This window comes from Streptomyces spinosus, assembly GCF_020400655.1.
GTDB lineage: Bacteria > Actinomycetota > Actinomycetes > Streptomycetales > Streptomycetaceae > Streptomyces > Streptomyces argyrophylli.
Genome location: NZ_JAINRC010000016.1, coordinates 185,116 through 206,373 on the forward strand (window position 1 = coordinate 185,116; position 21,258 = coordinate 206,373).

Annotated in this window: 17 protein-coding genes and 5 tRNA genes; 8 read left to right on the plus strand and 14 right to left on the minus strand. The window is 70.2% G+C overall.

Annotated elements, in window-relative coordinates:
* Positions 1–34: 34 nt before the first annotated feature.
* The 12 genes from LG395_RS29395 to LG395_RS29450 all read right to left on the minus strand — a co-directional run bounded on the left by LG395_RS29395 (position 35) and on the right by LG395_RS29450 (position 8,022).
* A complete protein-coding gene (locus LG395_RS29395; protein ID WP_225811783.1) occupies positions 35–2,683 on the minus strand; it encodes a tyrosine-protein kinase family protein in 2,649 nt (882 codons plus the stop codon).
* Positions 2,680–3,081 (minus strand): HEPN domain-containing protein, encoded by a 402-nt coding sequence (locus LG395_RS29400; RefSeq protein WP_132788868.1) that lies wholly within the window; start codon positions 3,079–3,081, stop codon positions 2,680–2,682. The genes LG395_RS29395 and LG395_RS29400 overlap by 4 nt, the downstream gene beginning before the upstream one ends.
* A gap of 115 nt (positions 3,082–3,196) precedes the next feature.
* Positions 3,197–3,269 (minus strand) — tRNA-Glu (locus tag LG395_RS29405).
* 28 nt (positions 3,270–3,297) lie between these two features.
* Positions 3,298–3,369 (minus strand) — tRNA-Gln (locus tag LG395_RS29410).
* Between the two features lie 21 nt (positions 3,370–3,390).
* A tRNA-Glu gene (locus tag LG395_RS29415) sits at positions 3,391–3,463 on the minus strand.
* Between the two features lie 29 nt (positions 3,464–3,492).
* A tRNA-Glu gene (locus LG395_RS29420) sits at positions 3,493–3,565 on the minus strand.
* A 21-nt stretch (positions 3,566–3,586) separates the two neighbouring features.
* Positions 3,587–3,658 (minus strand) — tRNA-Gln (locus LG395_RS29425).
* A gap of 90 nt (positions 3,659–3,748) precedes the next feature.
* The gene (locus tag LG395_RS29430) at positions 3,749–4,480 is read right to left on the minus strand and encodes an HAD family hydrolase (protein WP_225811784.1); all 732 of its coding nucleotides are present in this window, start codon (positions 4,478–4,480) and stop codon (positions 3,749–3,751) included.
* Between the two features lie 67 nt (positions 4,481–4,547).
* On the minus strand, positions 4,548–5,222 hold the full coding sequence (locus tag LG395_RS29435; protein ID WP_171152499.1) for a DUF4241 domain-containing protein: 675 nt from the start codon (positions 5,220–5,222) through the stop codon (positions 4,548–4,550).
* A gap of 125 nt (positions 5,223–5,347) precedes the next feature.
* Positions 5,348–6,829, minus strand: coding sequence for a glutamate--tRNA ligase (gltX, locus tag LG395_RS29440; RefSeq protein WP_171152501.1), 1,482 nt, complete (start codon positions 6,827–6,829; stop codon positions 5,348–5,350).
* Complete coding sequence (locus LG395_RS29445) at positions 6,822–7,607, minus strand: fumarylacetoacetate hydrolase family protein (protein WP_171152502.1); 786 nt, start codon at positions 7,605–7,607, stop codon at positions 6,822–6,824. Before LG395_RS29445 ends, gltX begins: the two co-directional genes overlap by 8 nt.
* 220 nt (positions 7,608–7,827) lie before the next feature.
* The gene (locus LG395_RS29450) at positions 7,828–8,022 is read right to left on the minus strand and encodes a hypothetical protein (protein WP_171152504.1); all 195 of its coding nucleotides are present in this window, start codon (positions 8,020–8,022) and stop codon (positions 7,828–7,830) included.
* A 566-nt stretch (positions 8,023–8,588) separates the two neighbouring features.
* Here LG395_RS29450 and LG395_RS29455 point away from each other — a divergent pair.
* The 8 genes from LG395_RS29455 (at position 8,589) to LG395_RS29490 (ending at position 19,280) form a co-directional block, all read left to right on the plus strand.
* Positions 8,589–12,503, plus strand: coding sequence for a sensor histidine kinase (locus LG395_RS29455; RefSeq protein ID WP_225811785.1), 3,915 nt, complete (start codon positions 8,589–8,591; stop codon positions 12,501–12,503).
* A 9-nt stretch (positions 12,504–12,512) separates the two neighbouring features.
* The gene (locus LG395_RS29460) at positions 12,513–12,926 is read left to right on the plus strand and encodes a roadblock/LC7 domain-containing protein (RefSeq protein ID WP_014675212.1); all 414 of its coding nucleotides are present in this window, start codon (positions 12,513–12,515) and stop codon (positions 12,924–12,926) included.
* Positions 12,927–13,037: 111 nt separating this feature from the next.
* Positions 13,038–13,436, plus strand: coding sequence for a DUF742 domain-containing protein (locus LG395_RS29465; RefSeq protein ID WP_009190816.1), 399 nt, complete (start codon positions 13,038–13,040; stop codon positions 13,434–13,436).
* Positions 13,417–13,992 (plus strand): GTP-binding protein, encoded by a 576-nt coding sequence (locus LG395_RS29470; protein ID WP_014675211.1) that lies wholly within the window; start codon positions 13,417–13,419, stop codon positions 13,990–13,992. The genes LG395_RS29465 and LG395_RS29470 overlap by 20 nt, the downstream gene beginning before the upstream one ends.
* A 398-nt stretch (positions 13,993–14,390) precedes the next feature.
* Entirely contained in the window at positions 14,391–17,630 is a 3,240-nt protein-coding gene (locus LG395_RS29475) for a sensor histidine kinase (RefSeq protein WP_225811786.1), read from the plus strand.
* Positions 17,631–17,640: 10 nt separating this feature from the next.
* Positions 17,641–18,054, plus strand: a complete 414-nt coding sequence (locus tag LG395_RS29480; protein ID WP_004983065.1) for a roadblock/LC7 domain-containing protein — start codon at positions 17,641–17,643, stop codon at positions 18,052–18,054.
* A gap of 94 nt (positions 18,055–18,148) precedes the next feature.
* Positions 18,149–18,718, plus strand: a complete 570-nt coding sequence (locus tag LG395_RS29485) for a DUF742 domain-containing protein (protein ID WP_171152510.1) — start codon at positions 18,149–18,151, stop codon at positions 18,716–18,718.
* Positions 18,699–19,280: a GTP-binding protein gene (locus tag LG395_RS29490; protein ID WP_014675207.1), complete on the plus strand. Its 582-nt coding sequence runs from the start codon at positions 18,699–18,701 to the stop codon at positions 19,278–19,280. The genes LG395_RS29485 and LG395_RS29490 overlap by 20 nt, the downstream gene beginning before the upstream one ends.
* A 152-nt stretch (positions 19,281–19,432) precedes the next feature.
* Here the strand turns inward: LG395_RS29490 and LG395_RS29495 are convergent, their stop codons facing one another.
* Together LG395_RS29495 and LG395_RS29500 are read right to left on the minus strand one after the other, a co-directional pair.
* Positions 19,433–19,624: an acyl-CoA carboxylase subunit epsilon gene (locus tag LG395_RS29495; RefSeq protein WP_171152512.1), complete on the minus strand. Its 192-nt coding sequence runs from the start codon at positions 19,622–19,624 to the stop codon at positions 19,433–19,435.
* Between the two features lie 34 nt (positions 19,625–19,658).
* Positions 19,659–21,254 carry an acyl-CoA carboxylase subunit beta gene (locus tag LG395_RS29500; protein ID WP_171152513.1) on the minus strand — a complete coding sequence of 532 codons (1,596 nt, stop codon included), beginning with the start codon at positions 21,252–21,254 and terminating at the stop codon, positions 19,659–19,661.
* Positions 21,255–21,258 lie beyond the last annotated feature (4 nt).

Sequence of the window (21,258 nt, forward strand, 5' to 3'; positions counted from 1 at the left end):
GGCGGACGGGCGGCCCGCGGTTTCTCGTGCCCCGCTACATCGGCCCGCGACGGGTCACGCCAAGTGCCCACCTGTACAGATCCGGAACCTTGAACAAACGCTCGGATCCATCGCTGTCGAGCGCCTCCAGAAGTCCGGCCTCCTGGGCGAGGACGACGAGGTCCTCTTCGATGTCGCCCAGCGCCTCCTCGGTGACAGGCGTCCGGCCATACTCGCGCAAGGCCTCCGCCACCTGCCTGAGCTCCTGGAACTCCTCATCGAGCAGGGCGGACAAAGCCTTGTCGCTCACGCTCTCCAGGCTGAGTGCCAGACTGCGGGGCCGCAGGACGGAACGGTCGTAGCCGCTGCGCTTCTCCTCCGCTCGCTCCCACTCCAGCGCTGCGGCGAAAAGCTGGAGCAGCGCGCGCGGCGAGTGGTCTCCGTTGCCGTCCGCCAGCCGGTTCCACACCCAGTTGGCCGTGAAAGCGGTGCGCTCACCCCGCATGCGCTCGCCCACCAAGGCACTCCAGGCGGCAGCCACCTGCTCGGGACTCCAGGCCGCCACCTCCGTGGCGGGCAGGGCTGGGTCGAGCACTGCCAGTACGTCCGCGAAGGCGGAGGAGCGTACGGCGCGTTTGAGGACGACTTTGAAGTACTCCTCCCGGTCCTCCCACTGGAGGCGGCGGGACAAGCCGAAGAAGTGGCTCTTGTTCTCGAAGCGAAGTCCCTGCCAGATGTCCTGCCGGACGAAGACCTTGAGACGAACCCTGTTCAAGCGGGAGGCGAGGTCGGCCTGCTTCGTGAGCAACCCGCTGATCGCAGCCGACCTGCGCGACCGCTGGACCGGCGAGTGACCGAAGGCCGTGTCCAGCCCGTCGAAGAGCAGGAGGAGGCCATGGTCGCCACTTGCGTCCACACGGCGGAGCCAGTCACCGCATCGAAGCGGTCCCATCGGGTCATCGAGGACTTCGAAGACCGCCTGCGTCACCGCGAAGTCACCCTCGTCGAGTTCGGTGAGCGCCGGATGGGGGGTTCCGAGGGCTTGGGCCGGGGCGTAGGACTGGTAGATGGCGAGCGCCATGAGCACCTGCCAGAAGGAGCCCCAGTCCAGGCCTCGCTGCTCAAGGGCACCACCGACAGCCGCATAGTTGTCCGGGCCGAACGACCATGCCGGACGGCCCCTGTACTGGTTCGGCGTCGTCACCAGCACCGGCTCCCACTCGGCCAGCTTCCCGGCCGCCAACCAGCGGAACAGGGCCGTCTTGCCCGTACCCTTGCGGCCGAGGATCAAAGGCACGTCGGGAGCGGCGGTCTCGTTGACCTGGCGTGTCACGACGTAGTCCTGCAAGAACTCCTCGTGGTCAAGGATCTCGGCCGTGCCGGTCGAGAACGAGAGCTGACGGAGCGCTTCGGCCTTGCTTTCGGAGGTCCGGTTCTGGACAGCCGGCGCGGGCGTCGGCTCAGGCACGATCTGGACGATCCAGTCGGCGATGCGGGCGTAAGGCGTCAGCTGCCCGCGGGACGCTCCGACGGTGTCCGCGAACGCCACCTCCGCGTTGTAGGGGATCATGTGCGTGATCTCTTCGGCCGACAGCCTCTGAGCCGCTTCTCGCCGGGAGCCCGCGATCGCCGTCCACGCCTCGACCCACGACCTGGCGCGCTCGGCAAGGCGCGTCGCGCTGATGCCGGGCGGCATCGGTGACACGACGAATCGCGGCTCGGGTGTCAGGACCTGGCCGGCGGTGCTGCGCCGCGTCGTAGCGCTCAGCAAGGCCTTGGTCAGCATCTCCGTGCCGGCTCGGGCCTGGGCATGAGGGTGGAAGCAGATGACCGCCATGTCCGAGACGTCGAACAGCAAGGGCGCCGCAACGGGGCTGACACCGGTTCTGGAGTCGATCAGGATGACGTCGGGCCGAAGGTTGGAGTCGCGTACGTCGTCGATGAGCCGATGCAGCGCATTGGTCCCCTCCCGGTACCAGATCTCCGGTTCCAGCGCCCGCAGCTGCGCAGCATAAGCGCTGTCGATCCGCCCGGCAGGCATGCAGTACAACCGCCCCGCGTCATCCACGGGGATGAGGTGTTTGAGCGCCGAGCTCTCTTCTCCGAACTCGTACTGGAGCAGCGCTGACACCACTCCCTGGTCGGTGTCGACCTGATTCTCGATCCCGAACAGGGAGTCGAGGCCGGGTGCTTCCAGGTCCATGTCGACGCAGACGACGGTGAGTCCGTGATCACTGCTCAGGCGACGGGCCACGGACACCAGCGCCGTACTGCGCCCGACGCCGCCCTTGAGGCTGTAGAAGGTGACGACGGGGGCCGAATCGAGATCCTCGTCCAGGTCGCTGGCGAAGGTCACGGAAGGCAGGGTGCGATCGGCGTCCTGGGCCCGCTCGAGGGCGGAAGTCCAGTGCGGCGCCCGGTCGCCGGCATCGTCGCTGCCCAAGTCGCCGTACCACTCGGCTTCCGCCGGAGTGAGCAGCTCCCAGGTATGCACCTCGCACAGCACGTCGTCGTCGAGCGGTGCCGCGACCTTGGCCTTTCGCTCCTCCGGGGTCCACGGCCCGAAGCTGTCGCTCTCGGCACGCACCAGAAGGCCCCCGGCGTCACGTACCACGTGGACCACTGCCGAAGGGACGACCTCTCGTACGGCTGCCGTGATCTTCTCAGCGGAGTCATGGGCGGAATTCACGTCGGCCTTCCTCATCCGATCCACCTGCGGCCAGCGGATCCTCGTCGGGAGCTCGCTTGCCGGATACGCGTCGCCACCCAGCTTGCCAGCTCCCTTCCACCTTTGAGCAGGTCTTTCGGGTCGACGTCGGCAGGCAGACGGGCCTCGTAGCGGAGTTCAGTACCCCAATGGACCATGAACAGGTGAGCGTGCCCCGGCGGCGGCGGGAACTGGGCAGAACGCCACAATCCGCGCAGATTGTGTCCTTCGTGCCCGCTCCGGGGGAAGCGGATTCCGTTCAGTTGCAAGTAGGTCTTCAGCCGGCACTCGACCACATAGCCGGCCAAGTAGACGGCCCCGAGGTAGTGACCCGAGTCGGCCAGGGTCTTGGCCTCCGCCGCACGCACTCCGGCCACGGCCTGGTAGTCAGCCACGCGTTACCCCCCTCTACCGCTGCCGTACGCCATCAGGTCTCCCCACCCGATGCGGCTTGGTGCAGCCGAGACGACGGAAGCCTCCCAGACGAACTGGGAGGCTTCCATACACACGTACCCCCGACCGGATTCGAACCGGCGCTACCGCCTTGAGAGGGCGGCGTGCTAGGCCGCTACACAACGGGGGCGTGGACTCTGCGTTTCCGCAGGTCCGAGCTGGTCTACCTGGACTCGAACCAAGACTAACTGAACCAGAATCAGTCGTGCTGCCAATTACACCATAGACCAATGATGGTTTAGACCAGTCAGTACCCCCGACCGGATTCGAACCGGCGCTACCGCCTTGAGAGGGCGGCGTGCTAGGCCGCTACACAACGGGGGCCCTAGCGATCCCGACATGATCGAGATCAGTACCCCCGACCGGATTCGAACCGGCGCTACTGCCTTGAGAGGGCAGCGTGCTAGGCCGCTACACAACGGGGGCTTTGCAGATAAGCTCTGCGAGCTGGCCTACCTGGACTCGAACCAAGACTAACTGAACCAGAATCAGTCGTGCTGCCAATTACACCATAGGCCACCGGAACTCAAGCCCCTACGGGGTTCTCGTTCTAGCTTGCTCCGCTGGGCTCAGGCCTTCCGGCCCGCTCCCCTCGGCGCAGGAAGAACATTACCCGAAGGTGGACGGGGCTCCAAAACGGGTATCCGCGCGGACGAGCGCCGGGAGTTCGGCGAGGGTCGAGATCCGGTGCGCCACTACCTCCCCGGCGGGCGGCGCGCAGGCCGCCCCGCGGTCGATCCACACCGACAGCAACCCGGCCTCGGCGGCACCCCGCCCGTCGATCTCGGGGTGGTCACCGACGTACGCCACCTCGTGCGGGGGCAGCCCCAGCGCCTCGCAGGAGGCCAGGAAGGCGCCCGGCTGCGGTTTGGAGACGCCCAGCTCGGCGGCGCACAGCACGGACTCGAAGCGGTGGAGCAGACCGAGCCTGCGCAGCTTGTGCTCCTGGACGACGACGCTGGAGTTGGACAGCACCGCGTGCCGGTGGCTGGCCGCGAGGGCCTCCAGGGCGGGCAGGACGTCCGGGAAGACGCTCCAGGCGGCCTCGTAGTGCCCTACGTACCGGCCGAACCAGTCGTCGGCCTCCTCGTCGGTCAGGTCCTTGTCCAGGAAGAGCCGGACCCGGTCGCGCCGCTGGTCCTGGAAGGTGGTCCCGCCGGCGGCGTAGCGCGCCCACTGCTGCTCGGTGATCTCCCGCCACCGGGCCAGCGCGGCCTCGGCGCTGCCGTAGCCGGCGAGCAGCCCCTCCACCGCGAGGTGGGCCCGCATGCCCTCCCGGTCGGCGGTCGTGTAGTCGAACAGGGTGTCGTCCACGTCCCAGACCACGGCTCTGATCGTCATACGACCGACGGTACCGCCGCGCCGGCCGGGGCGCCGGGGAACCGGACCGTTGCCCCCCCGGGCGCCGTCAGACCTGCTCGGAGGCCGGGTCCGGGGCCACGAAGAAGTCCGTCACGAAGCAGGTGACCTCACCCGACGCCGAGCGGCCCGTCCAGGTGGGGTAGCAGCCGTCGCCCCAGCCGGAGGTGAACGCGGCCAGGGTGTGTCCGCCGTCCGCGGACCTGACCAGGTGCGGACCCGCCGACCAGTCGCTGTTCTCGAAGGCGTCCCACAGCGGACCTTCCTCGTCCTGGGTCCCCGGGAACGCCTCCTCGGCCGAGGCGTCGTAGAAGCAGCCCGTGCCGGCGTCGACCCCGTAGCCGTAGAACTCGTCGTCCCCGAGGCCGGCGGGGTCCTGGCCGGGGAGCAGGGCCAGTTCCCAGGTGACGGCCGGCTCGTCGCGGATGACCAGGCGGGCGGCGGCCACGCGCAGGTGGGGCGTGCCGGACGGGGGCTCGCCGGGCCGGGTGAGGGTCGCGACGGCCGCTTCGACGCGGTAGCGGCCGGGCTCGACGGTGGTGGTGAAGGGCTCGACGTCGCCGCTGCCGAGGTAGACGAACGGGTCGCTCGCGACGACCCGGCCGGTGGGCAGGTCCAGCTCGCCGCCGCCGGCCACGTGGATCACACCGGTGGTCCCGGACTCGTAGGCGAACGTGCTGCCCGGGGTGAACAGCCAGGTGTAGTCCCGCGGACTCATCGGCATGACGGCGCCCTTCTCGATCCCGCTCGCTGCGCGAGCCCTGTGAGCCGAAACACTAGTGCGACCCACTGACAGGAACGCCGGAGGGGCGGCAGCCCTACGGCCACCGCCCCCCGGGACGCTCTCGCCTACGCCGTCAGCCTGGCCAGCGCCGCGTCGATGCGGGCCAGGGTCTTCTCCTTGCCCAGGATCTCCAGGGACTCGAAGAGCGGCAGGCCGACGGTGCGGCCGGTGACGGCCACCCGGACCGGGGCCTGGGCCTTGCCGAGCTTGAGGCCGTGCGCCTCGCCGGCGGCCAGGACGGCCTCCTTGAGCGACTCGGCCGAGGTCCAGTCCGCCGCCTGGAGCTTCTCGCGGGCGGTGCGCAGCAGGGCGTCGGAGCCCTCCTTCATCGCCTTGGTCCACGAGGCCTCGTCGAAGACCGGCTCCGGCAGGAACAGGAAGTCGACGTTGTCGGTGATCTCGGACAGGACCTTCAGGCGGGTCTGGGCGTGCGGGGCGATCGCCTGCCACTTGGCCTCGTCGAAGTCCTCCGGCGCCCAGGGCGCGAACGGCGCCTTCAGCCAGGGGCGGCAGCGCTCGGTGAACTCCTTCACGTCCAGCATGCGGATGTGGTCGGCGTTGATCGCCTCGCACTTCTTCAGGTCGAAGCGCGCCGGGTTGGGGTTCACGTCGGCGATGTCGAAGGCCCGGACCATCTCCTCGATCGTGAAGATGTCCTGGTCCGCGGAGAGCGACCAGCCCAGCAGGGAGAGGTAGTTGAGCAGGCCCTCGGGCAGGAAGCCGCGGTCGCGGTAGAGGTTGAGGGACGACTGCGGGTCGCGCTTGGAGAGCTTCTTGTTGCCCTCGCCCATCACGTACGGCAGGTGGCCGAACTGCGGGATCTGCCGCGCGATGCCCAGCTCGATCAGCGCCTTGTACAGCGCGATCTGGCGCGGGGTGGAGGAGAGCAGGTCCTCGCCGCGCAGGACGTGGGTGATCTCCATCAGCGCGTCGTCGACCGGGTTCACCAGCGTGTACAGCGGGGCGCCGTTCGCGCGGACGATGCCGTAGTCGGGCACGTTCTCCGGGGTGAAGGTCAGCTCGCCGCGGACCAGGTCGGTGAAGGTGATCGTCTCGTCGGGCATGCGGAAGCGGACGATCGGGGTGCGGCCCTGGGCCTTGTACTCCTCGACCTGCCCGGCGCTCAGGTCGCGGCAGTGGCCGTCGTAGCCGGAGGGCCGGCCGGCGGCGCGGGCGGCCTCGCGGCGGCTGTCCAGCTCCTCCTGGGAGCAGTAGCAGTGGTAGGCGTGGCCGCCGTCCAGCAGCTTGCGCGCGACGTCGGCGTAGATGTCCATGCGCTGCGACTGGCGGTACGGCGCGTGCGGGCCGCCGACCCCGGGACCCTCGTCCCAGTCGAAGCCGAGCCAGCGCATCGCGTCGAGCAGCTGGTTGTACGACTCCTCCGAGTCGCGGGCCGCGTCGGTGTCCTCGATGCGGAAGACCAGGGTGCCCTGGTGGTGCCGGGCGAACGCCCAGTTGAACAGGGCGGTGCGGACCAGGCCCACGTGGGGGTTACCGGTGGGCGAGGGGCAGAAACGGACGCGTACGGAGCCGGGTGCGCTAGCCACGCTTGACAACCTTGTTGGTGAGAGTGCCGATGCCTTCGATGGTGACGGCGACCTCGTCGCCGACGCTCAGGGGGCCGACCCCCGCGGGGGTGCCGGTGAGGATCACGTCGCCGGGGAGCAGCGTCATGGCCTCGGAGATGTTGACGATCAGGTCCTCGATGGGGTGGATCATCTCGCTCGTGCGGCCGAGCTGGCGTTGTTCGCCGTTGACCGTGAGCTGGACGGTGAGGTCGTTCGCGGCGTCGACCGTGAGGCCGGTCTCCACCCAGGGGCCGAGCGGGCAGGAGGTGTCGAAGCCCTTGGCCCGGGCCCACTGCTTCTCGCGCTTCTGCACGTCGCGGGCGGTGACGTCGTTGGCGCAGGTGTAGCCGAAGACCACGTCCTTGACGCGGTCGCGCGGGACCTCGCGGCACAGGCGGCCGATGACGACGGCCAGCTCGGCCTCGTGGTGCAGTTCCCGCGAGAACGAGGGGTACTGGATGTCGTCGCCGGGGCCGATCACCGAGGTGGACGGCTTGAAGAAGGCGAAGGGCGCCTCGGGCACCTCGTTGCCCAGTTCGCGCGCGTGCTCGGCGTAGTTGCGGCCGAACGCCACGACCTTGTTGGGGAGCACCGGCGGGAGCAGCCTGACCTTGCTCAGCGGCACCTTCGTCCCGGACAGCTCGAAGTCCGCGAACGGGATGCCCTTGATGATGTCGAGGACGAGTTCGTCCTGCTTGTCGCCCTCGACCGCGCCGAAGGCGACGTTCCCGTCGATGGAGAACCTGGCGATGCGCACGGGAGTCTTGCGCCCCTCACTGAGAACCGGCGTACTGACGCCCCAGGTTATCGGAGCTATGCGAAGTTGTTCGCTTCCGGGGGCATCACCGCAGGTCAGAGGCGGGTCACCGGGGCGGGCGGGGCCGTGGCCGCCGCGGCGGGCGCGACGGGCCGTACAAGCGGACGCGGCCGGAAGGGACCGTCGTGGTCCTCCCGGCCGCGCCCGGCGGAGCCGTCGGTCACTCGCCGGCCGGGGCGCCCGCGCCGGCCGGGACCTCCATCAGGACGGTGCGCCGGGGGTTGGCGGTCTGGGCGGGCAGGTCGACGGAGTGCTCCGGCAGCTCGGGCGTGTGGAGTTCGCCGGTGTCCTTCAGGTGCGCCAGCGTCGTGCGCCGCGGGTTGGCGATCTTGCGGAACATCATCGTCGTCTTCACCGTTGTCGTCCTGTGCCCTCTGGTCGGGTGGTTGGCAGAGTCGTCCCTCTTGTAAAGCGTCAGGCTAAACATCCGATTCCCCGACGAAGGCGCCAACTCCCTACGAGCCGTGTGTGAGTTTGCTCACGAACTCGCGGGCAAACCGGTCAATTCCGACCGGCAACCCGCCCTGGAGAAACGGACATTGGCCCACTGAAGCCATCATTCCGCTCCTGATCATGGCGACTGGGACAGAGGGCGCCGCGCGGCGACTCGCATGGGTACGCCCTTTATGCCCAAGATCCGGTTCCACTGCTGGTAACCCGGCACTCACTGGCCGTCACGGAGGTCACAGCTCGGCTCACTGCCCTTGTTGGAGATCCTGCACTGTGCTGGAATTCCACGGACCGCCGCGGGATGAACCGGCGCAGGGGGCGCACACAGCGCCGAGCGGCGGCGGAACAGGGGGGAACCAGCGCCGGTCACTCAAGACCACCGGGGGGCGTATTCAGGGCGCTCTCCACAACGCCGACACCGTGTCCCTCCGTTCGCGCGGAGGGGCGCCTGGTCCAGAGGTTGCGACGCTAGTGCAGGGACGTTTCAAGAGGGATGGCAGCGCTTCGGCGGAGCCGGAGCCGCACGGCGGGACTGGCCCCAGGGCCGTCAGCTCCTCGCCCCAGCACGCCCAGAACCCGGGCCCGGGCCAGGCCGCGGACGGCGGTGAGCGCGGCGGGCGTCCGGGCGCGCCGGCCTCGTCGGCCTCCGCGACCGCGACGCCCTCGGGCGACCCGGCGCCGCCGGTGAAGCCCGCGCAGGGCCCGACCGGCACCGGTTCGCGGCTCGCCCTGCGCAACTGGCGCATCTCCACCCGCCTGGTGTCGCTGCTCGCGCTGCCGGTGGTCGCGGCCACCTCGCTCGGCGCGCTGCGCATCGACCAGTCCGTCGAGGACATCCAGCAGCTCGACAACATGAAGCTGCTGACGGAGATGACCAAGCAGGCCACCGAGCTGGCCCACGCGCTCCAGGAGGAGCGCGACCAGTCCGCCGGTCCCCTGTCGCACGGCGGTCTGAAGGCGAACGACTACCAGATCAAGGCCTACCAGCAGAAGACCGACCGGGCCCGCGAGAACTTCCTCGACTCCTCCGAGCAGATCGACGCGGCCAGCAAGGACGGCAACCTCCAAGGCGTCCGCGACGCGCTGGTCGGCCTCGCCAACCAGCTGGACGACCTCGCCAAGATCCGCAAGTCGGCCTACGCGTCCAAGGACAACGCGACGCAGACCGTCGAGTCCTACCACCGGCTGATCACCCAGCTGATCGGCCTCTCCCAGGACATGGCCGAGGCGTCCAGCAACCCGGAGATGATCTCGCGCACCCGCGCCCTGGCGGCCTTCTCCACCGCCAAGGAGTACGCCTCAGTGCAGCGCGCGATGATCGCCGCCGCGCTGCCGGCGACCACCAACACCAAGGGCGACCTCACCGAGAACGACCGCCTCTACGGCCAGTCGGCCTACGAGAGCGAGGGCTCCGAGCTGGCGATCTTCCGGAAGATCTACGCCAGCCAGAACGCCGAGGAACTGCTCAAGCCGATCGACGAGGGCAACCCGACGATCGAGTCCGCCGACACCTACGCCAAGCGCTCCTTCGAGTCCCCCGACGGCCTCCAGCAGCTCCCGGCGCGGTCCTACAAGGACTGGGTGGACGACAGCTCGACCAAGATCGAGCAGATGAAGAAGATCGAGCGCACGCTCCTGGAGGAGATGGAGCAGAAGGCGCGCGAGCTCAAGAGCGCCACCCAGCGCGACGCGATCATCTCCGGTGCGCTGATCCTGCTCGTCCTCGGTGTCTCGCTGGTCGGCGCCTTCGTCGTCGCCCGGTCCATGATCCGCTCGCTGCGCCGGCTCCAGGAGACCGCGACCAAGGTCGCCCAGGACCGCCTGCCCGAGCTGGTCAAGCAGCTGTCGGAGTCGGACCCGCAGGACGTCGACACCTCGGTCGAGTCGGTCGGTGTGCACTCCCGGGACGAGATCGGCCAGGTGGCCGCGGCCTTCGACGACGTGCACCGCGAGGCGGTCCGCCTCGCCGCCGAGCAGGCCCTGCTGCGGGGCAACGTCAACGCGATGTTCACCAACCTCTCGCGCCGCTCCCAGGGCCTGATCCAGCGCCAGCTCTCGCTCATCTCCGAACTGGAGTCCCGCGAGGCCGACCCGGACCAGCTGTCCTCGCTCTTCAAGCTCGACCACCTCGCGACGCGCATGCGCCGTAACGGTGAGAACCTCCTCGTCCTCGCGGGTGAGGAGCCCGGCCGTCGCTGGACCCGCCCGGTCCCGCTGGTCGACGTGCTCCGCGCCGCCGCGTCCGAGGTGGAGCAGTACGAGCGCATCGAGCTGGCCGCCGTACCCACCACCGAGGTGGCCGGCCGCGTCGTCAACGACCTCGTGCACCTGCTCGCCGAGCTGCTGGAGAACGCGACCTCGTTCTCCTCGCCGCAGACGAAGGTCAAGGTCACCGGTCACGCGCTGCCCGACGGCCGCGTGCTGATCGAGATCCACGACACCGGTATCGGCCTCTCCCCCGAGGACCTCGCGGCGATCAACGAGCGGCTCGCGTCGCCGCCCACCGTGGACGTCTCCGTCTCCCGCCGCATGGGTCTGTTCGTGGTCGGCCGGCTGTCCCAGCGGCACGGCATCCGCATCCAGCTCCGCCCGTCCGACTCCGGTGGTACGACCGCGCTGGTCATGCTGCCCGTGGACGTCGCGCAGGGCGGCAAGAAGCCCGCTCCGGGCAAGCCCGGTGCCCCCGTGTCGACCGGTGGTCCCGCCGCCGCGCAGGCCGCCGCCGGTGCGGCCGCGGCCCGGCGGCAGACCGCCGGCAACGGCGGCGCCCCGGGCGGTGGCGGTCTGCTCGGTGCCGGTCCGGGCTCGCGTGGCCAGGTCGGCTCCGCCCAGGGTCCCCGGGCCGCGCTGCCCGGCACGGGCCAGGGCGGCCGTCCCGGCGCCCCCGGCGCCCGCGGTCCCCAGGGCGGCCGGCCGGCGCCGGCCGGTGCCGGTGCGGGCGGCTTCGGCGGTCAGGCGCCGGGCGCCCCGCAGGGCCTGCAGGCCGCGAACCCGGGCGGACCGCAGCAGGACGTCTTCGGCGGTCGCGGCCGCAAGCGGTCCGGCGGCGCCCCCGACCAGGGCCGCCAGCCCCAGCTCCCGCCGCGCGGCGGCCCGCGGGCCGAACTGCCCGGCGGTGACCCGCAGTCCCGCACGCCGGACTGGAGCGACGCCCAGGCCCCGCTGTCGCGTGCCTCGCTGGACACCCCGCGCGGCCACGACGAGCAGGACCCGGCGCGGACCGCGCACATGCCGCGCGTGGACGACCGGCAGGGCCCGGGCTCGACAGCGGAGATGCCGCGGATCGACGCCCAGGGACCGGCCGCGACCGGTGAGTTCCCGCGCGCCGAGCTGAACGGCGGCTCGCACACGGGCCAGTTCGCCCGTCCGGACTCCGCCCAGCAGGGCGGCCAGTTCGGGCGTCCGGAAGGCGCCCAGAACACGGGCCAGTTCGCGCGCCCCGACAGCTTCCAGCAGACCGGCCAGTTCGCGCGGCCCGACAACCTCCAGCAGACCGGCCAGTTCGCGCGCCCCGACAGCCCCCAGGACACCGGCCAGTTCGGGCTTCCCGACGACGGCCGGCAGCAGGGCCGTTTCGACGGTGGCGACCAGCAGGGCAACGGCTCGTACGTCCGCTCCGACGTGTTCGGCACGCCGGCCCCCGGGCGGCAGGACGACGGCGCCCGGCACACCGGTCAGTTCCCGGTCCAGCCGTCCCCGCAGGGGTACGACACCGGCTACGACGGAGGGTCCACCGGGCAGCACGCTCTGCCCGGCCGCCAGAACCCCGGTCACACCGGTCAGTTCGAGCGCCCGCAGCCGGCCCGCGCCGACTTCGGCGCCTCCCGTCCGCCGGCCCCGCAGCAGCGTCCGGTCCAGCAGGAGCCCGGCAACCGGGGCGCCGCCCAGGCGCCGGGTGACGGATGGGCGCTGCCGCCGGCCAGCGGTCCGGGTGACGGCCGTACCCCGCTGTACGACACGCTGGAGACCAACTGGTTCCACGGTCAGCAGCAGGAGAACGCGCCCGCGCAGCGGCAGCCGCAGGCGCCCGCTGCGCAGCGTCCGGCGCCCGCCGGCAACAACGGCGGCGCCAACGCCAACGCCAGTGCCAACGGCTCCTGGCGTACCTCGCCGAACGACGAACTCGTCCGGCAGGCCGAACGCGTCCGTCAGCCCGCGGCCGGCGGGGTCACCACCTCCGGCCTGCCGCGCCGCGTGCCCCGGGCGAACCTCGTGCCGGGCACGGCACAGCAGCAACAGCACCAAAGCGGTCCGCAGGTCTCGCGCGCGCCTGACGACGTGCGCGGACGGCTGACCAATCTCCGTCGGGGCATCGCTCAGGGCCGTCAGGCCGGCAGCGGCCAGACCGGCAGCTTCCCGAGCCCCACTCACCAGCAGGAGCGTTAGTTGAGTCCGATGAGCCAGGCGGCACAGAACCTGAACTGGTTGATCACCAACTTCGTGGACAACACCCCTGGGGTGTCCCACACCGTGGTGGTCTCCGCCGACGGCCTTCTGCTGGCGATGTCCGAAGGCTTCCCGCGGGACCGCGCCGACCAGCTCGCGGCCGTCGCGTCCGGTCTGACCTCGCTGACGGCCGGGGCGTCCCGGATCTTCGAGGGCGGCACCGTGGCACAGACGGTCGTCGAGATGGAACGCGGGTTCCTCTTCCTGATGTCCATCTCGGACGGGTCGTCCCTCGCGGTCCTGGCCCATCCCGAGGCGGACATCGGTCTCGTCGGCTACGAGATGGCACTGCTCGTCGACCGCGCAGGGGCGGTCCTCACCCCGGATCTGCGCGCCGAACTCCAGGGAAGTCTGCTTCACTGACCGCTCCCGGCACCACCCACCTCACGAAAACACCGTCCGGCCGCCACAATCCCCCCACCGGCCCCTTCAGACGGCTTGACTGACCGACTTGCTGTCCCGCCCGGAGGATTCATGACCCCGCCCACCGCCCATCATGATCCGTACGCGGAGCCGTACGGGGACGAGGGCGACCAGCCGCTGGTGAGGCCGTACGCCATGACCGGCGGCCGGACCAGGCCTCGCTACCAGCTCGCCATCGAGGCGCTGATCAGCACCACGGCCGACCCGGCAGCGCTCATGGGGCTGCTCCCGGAGCACCAGCGCATCTGCCACCTGTGCCGCGAGGTCAAGTCGGTCGCGGAGGTCTCCGCGCTGCTTGCCATGCCGCTCGGTGTGGCCCGGATCCTGGTGGCCGACCTCGCCGAGGCCGGCCTGGTCGCCATCCATCAGCCGGGTGGGGACGAGAACAACGGCGGCGCTCCGGACGTGACGCTGCTCGAAAGGGTGCTCAGTGGACTTCGCAAGCTCTGACGGGGGCCGGGCCACCACCTCCGCGAAGATCGTGGTGGCGGGCGGCTTCGGCGTGGGCAAGACCACGTTCGTCGGCGCCGTCTCGGAGATCAACCCGCTGCGCACAGAGGCCGTCATGACGTCCGCTTCGGCCGGCATCGACGACCTCACCCACACCGGGGACAAGACCACCACCACGGTGGCCATGGACTTCGGCCGCATCACCCTGGACCAGGACCTGATCCTGTACCTGTTCGGCACCCCCGGCCAGGACCGCTTCTGGTTCATGTGGGACGACCTGGTCCGCGGCGCCATCGGTGCCGTCGTCCTCGTCGACACCCGCCGCCTCGCCGACTGCTTCCCCGCGGTCGACTACTTCGAGAACTCGGGCCTGCCCTTCGTCATCGCCCTCAACGGCTTCGACGGCCAGCAGCCCTACACCCCGGACGAAGTACGGGAAGCCCTCCAGATCGGCCCGGACACCCCGATCATCACGACCGACGCCCGCCACCGCGCGGACGCCAAGAGCGCGCTGATCACCCTGGTGGAACACGCCCTGATGGCGCGGCTGAAGTAGCACTCAAGTACGACGGTCCGTACGGCAGTTGCCGTAAAGGGTTCGGAGCCGACTGTGGCCTTTGACACGGTCGGCTCCGGTGTTCATAACAGTTCGGCAGAGGAATCGCCCGGCATCACCACGCGACGCGGTCGTGTGGTGCCGCTGCGCGCACGAACGCCCCGCCTTTTGGCGGGGCTCGCTCTTTATGACCGTTTTATCTGGCGCTTACAACCGCTCCGTCACCGGGTTCCCACTGTTTGGAAGTGCACTGGTCCACGTGCTGGAATGCCTGAACTGCCCAATGGTCGAAGACGTACTGAGTACGTACCGAGTACGTACTGGTGCTCGATGGCGAACCGGGCTCTGAGAGACTGCGGCACGACGTAGGTGCCGACCGCCGAGAGGTTGTTGGTCGAGTGAGGCGAAGCAAGAACGGTTCCGAGCCGTCGGCGCGGGGCAACTTCACCCCGCCGCCGCGCGCTGCGGCGCCCGCCCCCGTTCCCGCTGCGGAACCGGCGGCCACTCCCGCGCCCAGCGGCGGTCGTCTCTCCCCGCGGAACTGGCGCGTGCCGACCCGGCTGAACGCGATCCTGCTCATACCCGTGGCCGTCGGCCTCGTCATGGGCGGCTTCCAGGTGAAGAGCTCGATCGACACCTGGCAGCAGGCCCGTGACGCGGAGAACACCGCCCGTCTCGTGCGCGCCGCCCTCGGCTACGCCGACGCCCTGGAGAGCGAGCGCGACGTCACCGCGGCACCGCTGCTGCTGAACAAGAAGGACGCCGCCAGCAAGGCGGTCGTCGACAACGCCCGCAAGGCCACGGACCAGGCCGCCGACGCCTTCGACGAGGCGACGAAGAGCATGCCCGCCACGTCGGGCCTGCAGCGCCGGCTGAAGCTGTTCCGCGAGGCCGAGCCCAAGCTGGCGCAGCTGCGGCAGGTCGCCTTCACCTCCAAGGTGACCGGCGTACAGACCGAAGAGGGCTACGTCGAGGTCAGCCACCCCCTGATGGAGTTCGCCAACGAACTCGGTCTGGGCACCGGCAACATCACCTCCTACGGCCGTACCGTCTACGCCATCTCGCTGACCAAGGCGGCACTGTCGCTGGAGCGTTCGATCGGCACCCACCTGCTGGTCAAGCCCGGCCCGGACGCCCCGAACCTCGCGACCCAGCGGGTCTCCCTGTCCTCGTACGCCTACCTGGAGCGCATCGCCCGGGAGGAGTACCTCGGCGGTGGCACCGAGGCCGACGCGCAGAAGCTGAGCGACGCGGAACAGAAGATCAAGACGGACGCCGCCGGCATGGTGCAGAAGGCCAAGGCGAGCAACCCGCAGTACGTCGCCCCGCCGTCCGACCCGACCCGGATCGTGACCGCGGTCGCCACCATGAAGGACACCAGCACCGCCACCCGCGACCAGCTGGCCGCGAGCGGTATCACCGCCGACAACTGGTGGGCGGTCAACACGCTGAAGTACAAGGCGTACCGCCAGATCGAGTCGGACATGGCCGACAAGGCGGTGAACGAGGCCTCGGCCATCGCCGACGACGCCAAGACCTCGGCGTTCATCACCGGTGCCGTCGTCGTGATCGCGCTGCTGCTGGCCTTCATCCTGGCCGGTGCGGTGGCGCGCCAGATGAGCCGCTCGATGCGCCAGCTGCGCAACGCCGCCTTCGGCATCGCCGAGCAGCGGCTGCCGATGCTGGTCGACCAGCTCTCCCGCACCGACCCCGGCCGGGTCGACACCCGGGTCGCGCCGATCCCGATCACCACCAAGGACGAGATCGGCGAGGTCGCCCGCGCCTTCGACCAGGTCCACCGCGAGGCGGTCCGGCTCGCCTCCGAGCAGGCCCTGCTGCGGGGCAACATCAACGCGATCTTCACCAACCTCTCGCGCCGCAACCAGTCCCTGATCGAGGGCCAGCTGACCCTCATCACCGACCTGGAGAACAACGAGGCCGACCCGGACCAGCTGGAGAACCTCTTCAAGCTGGACCACCTGGCCACCCGTATGCGCCGCAACGGCGAGAACCTCCTGGTCCTCGCGGGCGAGGAGCCCGGCCGCCGCTGGGATCAGCCCGTGCCGCTCATCGACGTGCTGCGCGCCGCCTCCTCCGAGGTGGAGCAGTACGAGCGCATCGAGCTGTCGGGCGTCCCGGAGGCCGAGATCCACGGCCGCGCGGTCACCGACCTCGTGCACCTGCTGGCCGAGCTGCTGGAGAACGCCACCACGTTCTCCTCCCCGCAGACCAAGGTCCGCGTCACCGCGACCCGTCTCCCGGACGGCCGCGTGATGGTCGAGATCCACGACAAGGGCATCGGTCTGACCGCCGAGGACTTCGCCGACATCAACCACAAGCTGGCCAACCCGCCGACCGTGGACGCCGCGATCTCGCAGCGCATGGGCCTGTTCGTGGTCGGCCGGCTGTCCGACCGGCACGGCATCCGGGTCCAGCTGCGCCCCTCGGGCGAGCAGGCCGGCACGACGTCCCTGGTCATGCTGCCGGACGCGATCACGCACGGCGGCGGCGGCGAGGCCCCGCTGGACCGCGAGGAGTTCACCGTCTCGCAGATCATCCCGGAGCAGCAGTTCCAGGGTGAGAGCTTCGGCCAGCAGCAGCCGATGCGCACGGCCGCCGAACTGGGCTTCGACGACAGCCAGTACCCGCAGGTCCCCGACGACATCCGCGACCTGGACCCCGTGGGCCGCTCGCTGATGCGCGAGGAGCGCCGGGCCGCCCTGGAGGCCCAGAACCACGGCCAGCAGCCCGCCGAGCCGCGGCAGGAGGCCGCCGAGGCCCCCGCCGGGTACACGGACCCGTTCACCGGGCAGCAGCAGGCGTACCAGGAACAGCAGCAGTCGTACGACGCTCCGGCGTACGAGGAGCAGCCGCAGCACAGGACGTACGAGGAGCAGCCGCAGCACGCGTCGTACGAGCAGCGGTACGAGCAGCCCTACGACGAGCAGTACTACGCGCCGAACGGCGAGGTGCAGCAGCACGACGGCTTCTCCGCGGGCGGCGGCTACCCGGAGTCCGCGTCCCCGTATGCGGAGCCTGCCCAGACGACGTCCTACCAGGACGACTGGCCCCAGCAGGACGGCTACCAGAACGGCTATCCGGCCCAGTACGCTCCGGAAACGGAATCCTCGCAGGCCGCTGACGCGAGTGAGCGGAACGGCGTAGGCTTCGACCGTCCGGGAACGGCCTCTCCCGCCGCACACGCGCTGACCGACGCCGGGCTGCCCCGCCGCGGTGGTTCCGCGAGCGGCTCCCACGGCGCCGGCTCCGCGAACGGCACGGCCCGTGTGCAGCAGGAAGCGCCGGCTCCCGCACCGGGGAACGCTCCGGGGACGGGCGGCCAGAGCGACTGGCGTTCGGCGAACGACGAGCGGTGGCAGCAGGCCGCACAGCTCCGGAAGCCCAAGGCAGGCGGGGTCACCGCCTCGGGCCTGCCGCGGCGGGTGCCCAAGGCCAATCTGGTCGAGGGTTCCGCCGAAACCACCCCCCAGGGAGGCCCACAGGTCTCCCGTGCCCCGGAGGACGTCCGGGGCAGGCTGAGCAACCTGCGCCGGGGCGTCCAGCGCGGACGCAGCGCAGGCAGTGAAACGAACGGCCAGGGCTTCGGTCCTGACAGCACCTACAACCAGGAGCGTTAGTGTGAGCCCGATGAGCCAGGCGGCACAGAACCTGAACTGGTTGATCACCAACTTCGTGGACAACACCCCGGGGGTGTCCCACACGGTGGTGGTCTCCGCCGACGGACTCCTTCTGGCGATGTCCGAAGGCTTCCCCCGCGACCGCGCCGACCAGCTCGCGGCCGTCGCCTCCGGTCTGACGTCTCTGACGGCAGGCGCCTCCCGGATCTTCGAGGGAGGCAGCGTGAATCAGACGGTTGTGGAGATGGAGCGGGGATTCCTCTTCATCATGTCCATCTCCGACGGTTCCTCGCTCGCGGTCCTGGCCCACCCGGAGGCGGACATCGGCCTCATCGGGTACGAGATGGCCCTTCTGGTGGACCGCGCGGGCACGGTCCTCACCCCGGATCTCCGTGCGGAACTCCAGGGAAGCCTTCTCAACTAATAATCGGACGGTGCGTATTCGCGTCCCGGCGCCGTAAGGTTTCGGGACGCGGTTCCCCAGGAATGGGTGCCCGGCGCAGTCGGAGGAGGAGAAAGTGGCAACACCCCCAGGCGGTTCGTCTTCGGGCAACTGGTCGTACGGCCCTGCACAGGGCCAGGGCGACGGCTCGGCGAACCCGTACAGCTTCCCCTCCGCTCCCAGCCACCGGCAGCCGTACGCCCCCCAGGGTCCGGGCCCGTCGCCGTACGACCAGCCTCCGGCGCCGCGCATCCAGCCGGTCCAGCCGCAGCGCCGTCCCGAGCCGGCACCGGCCTCGGCGTCCAACAACCCCTTGGTGCGTCCGTACGCCATGACCGGCGGCCGGACCCGCCCGCGCTACCAGCTCGCCATCGAGGCGCTGGTGCACACCACCGCCGCTCCGCACCAGATGCAGGGTCAGTTGCCCGAGCATCAGCGGATCTGCAACCTCTGCCGGGAGATCAAGTCGGTGGCCGAGATCTCGGCCCTTCTCACGATCCCCCTCGGCGTGGCCAGGATCCTCGTCGCCGACTTGGCGGAGGCGGGCCTGGTCGCCATCCATCAGCCCGGCGGCGACGAGAACGCCGGTGGCCAGCCAGACGTGACACTGCTCGAAAGGGTGCTCAGTGGACTTCGCAAGCTCTAGCGGCGGTCCTTCCCGCTCCACCACCTCCGCGAAGATCGTGGTGGCGGGCGGCTTCGGCGTGGGCAAGACCACGTTCGTCGGCGCCGTCTCGGAGATCAACCCGCTGCGCACAGAGGCCGTCATGACGTCCGCTTCGGCCGGCATCGACGACCTCACCCACACCGGGGACAAGACCACCACCACGGTGGCCATGGACTTCGGCCGCATCACCCTGGACCAGGACCTGATCCTGTACCTGTTCGGCACCCCCGGCCAGGACCGCTTCTGGTTCATGTGGGACGACCTGGTCCGCGGCGCCATCGGCGCGATCGTCCTCGTCGACACCCGCCGCCTCGCCGACTGCTTCCCCGCGGTCGACTACTTCGAGAACTCGGGCCTGCCCTTCGTCATCGCCCTCAACGGCTTCGACGGCCAGCAGCCCTACACCCCGGACGAAGTACGGGAAGCCCTCCAGATCGGCCCGGACACCCCGATCATCACGACCGACGCCCGCCACCGCGCGGACGCCAAGAGCGCGCTGATCACCCTGGTGGAACACGCCCTGATGGCCCGCCTGCGCTAGCGGTCCTCCGCGAGGGGCCCTTTCCGTCCGGAGAGGGCCCCTTTGCCGTACCCGCGGGCCGTACGGCGGCCCGGGACGCGCGGCCGGGAGCCGGACACACCGCAGCCCCGCCTCCCGGGAGGGGGGCGGGGCTGCGGTCGCGTGGTCGGGGCTCAGTGCCAGCTGTGCGGGGCCCGGAAGCCGGGCTCGCGCTCCAGGCGGCGCCAGCCTGCCTTCGGGCGGGCGCGGTGGGTCGCCGTGGGCTCGGGGCGGGCGGCGGCGCGGGCCAGGAGGATCGCCGTGATGGCGGCGACCTCCTCGGGCTCGGCGTGGCCCTTCTCGACGCGGATGTCAGCAGTGCTCATGGGTTCGGTCTCCCTGGAAGAGGTGTCCGCCGGGTTACTGCGGAGGGTTGCCGTGCTTGCGGGAGGGCAGGTCGGCGTGCTTGGTGTGCAGCATCGCCAGGGACTTGACGAGCACCTCACGGGTCTCGGCGGGGTCGATGACGTCGTCGACCAGGCCCCGCTCGGCCGCGTAGTAGGGGTGCATCAGCTCGGACTTGTACTCCTTGACCATCCGTGCCCGCATGGCCTCGGGGTCCTGGGCGTCGGCGATCTGCCGGCGGAAGATGACGTTGGCCGCGCCGTCCGCGCCCATCACGGCGATCTCGTTCGTCGGCCAGGCGTAGGTGAGGTCGGCGCCGATCGACTGGGAGTCCATGACGATGTAGGCACCTCCGTACGCCTTGCGCAGGATGAGCGAAATCCTCGGCACGGTCGCGTTGCAGTACGCGTACAGCAGCTTCGCTCCGTGGCGGATGATTCCGCCGTGCTCCTGGTCGACACCGGGGAGGAACCCGGGGACGTCCAGGAACGTGACGATCGGGATATTGAAAGCGTCACACATCTGGACAAAGCGCGCAGCTTTTTCGCTCGCCTCGATGTCCAGCACACCCGCCAGGACCTGCGGCTGGTTGGCGATGATGCCGACCACCTGGCCGTCCAGACGGGCGAGGGCGCAGATGATGTTGCGCGCCCAGCGCTCGTGGACCTCCAGGTACTCGCCGTCGTCGACGATCTCCTCGATGACCTTGGCCATGTCGTAGGGCCGGTTGCCGTCGGCCGGGACCAGGTCCAGCAGCACGTCGCCGCGGCGGTCCGCCGGGTCCGCGGAGTCGACCCGCGGCGGGTTCTCGCGGTTGTTCTGCGGGAGGAGCGACAGGAGGTACCGCACCTCGGCGATGCACGTCTCCTCGTCGTCGTACGCGAAGTGGCAGACGCCGCTCGTCTCGGCGTGGACGTCCGCGCCGCCCAGACCGTTCTGGGTGATCTCCTCGCCCGTGACGGCCTTGACCACGTCGGGGCCCGTGATGAACATCTGGGACGTGTCGCGGACCATGAAGACGAAGTCCGTCAGCGCCGGGGAGTACGCCGCGCCGCCCGCGCACGGGCCGAGCATCACGGAGATCTGCGGGATGACACCGCTCGCCTTGGTGTTGCGCTGGAAGATGCCGCCGTAGCCGGCGAGGGCGGAGACGCCCTCCTGGATGCGGGCACCGGCGCCGTCGTTGAGCGACACCAGCGGGGCGCCGGCCGCGATGGCCATGTCCATGATCTTGTGGATCTTGGTGGCGTGGGCCTCGCCGAGGGCGCCGCCGAAGATCCGGAAGTCGTGGGCGTAGACGAAGACCGTACGGCCCTCCACCGTGCCCCAGCCGGTGATGACACCGTCGGTGTACGGCTTCTTGGCCTCCAGGCCGAAGCCGGTCGCCCGGTGCCGGCGCAGCTGCTCGACCTCCTGGAAGGACCCGGGGTCGAGGAGCAGCTCGATCCGCTCCCGCGCCGTCAGCTTGCCCTTGGCGTGCTGCGCCTCGGTCGCCTTCTCGCTCGGGCCCGCCAGGGCCCGGGCACGGATCTCGTGCAGTTCGGCGACCCGTCCGCGTGCGTCCGTCGGCTCACCGGTGGGCTCACCCGTCGTCTCTTCCAAAACGGTCATGTAG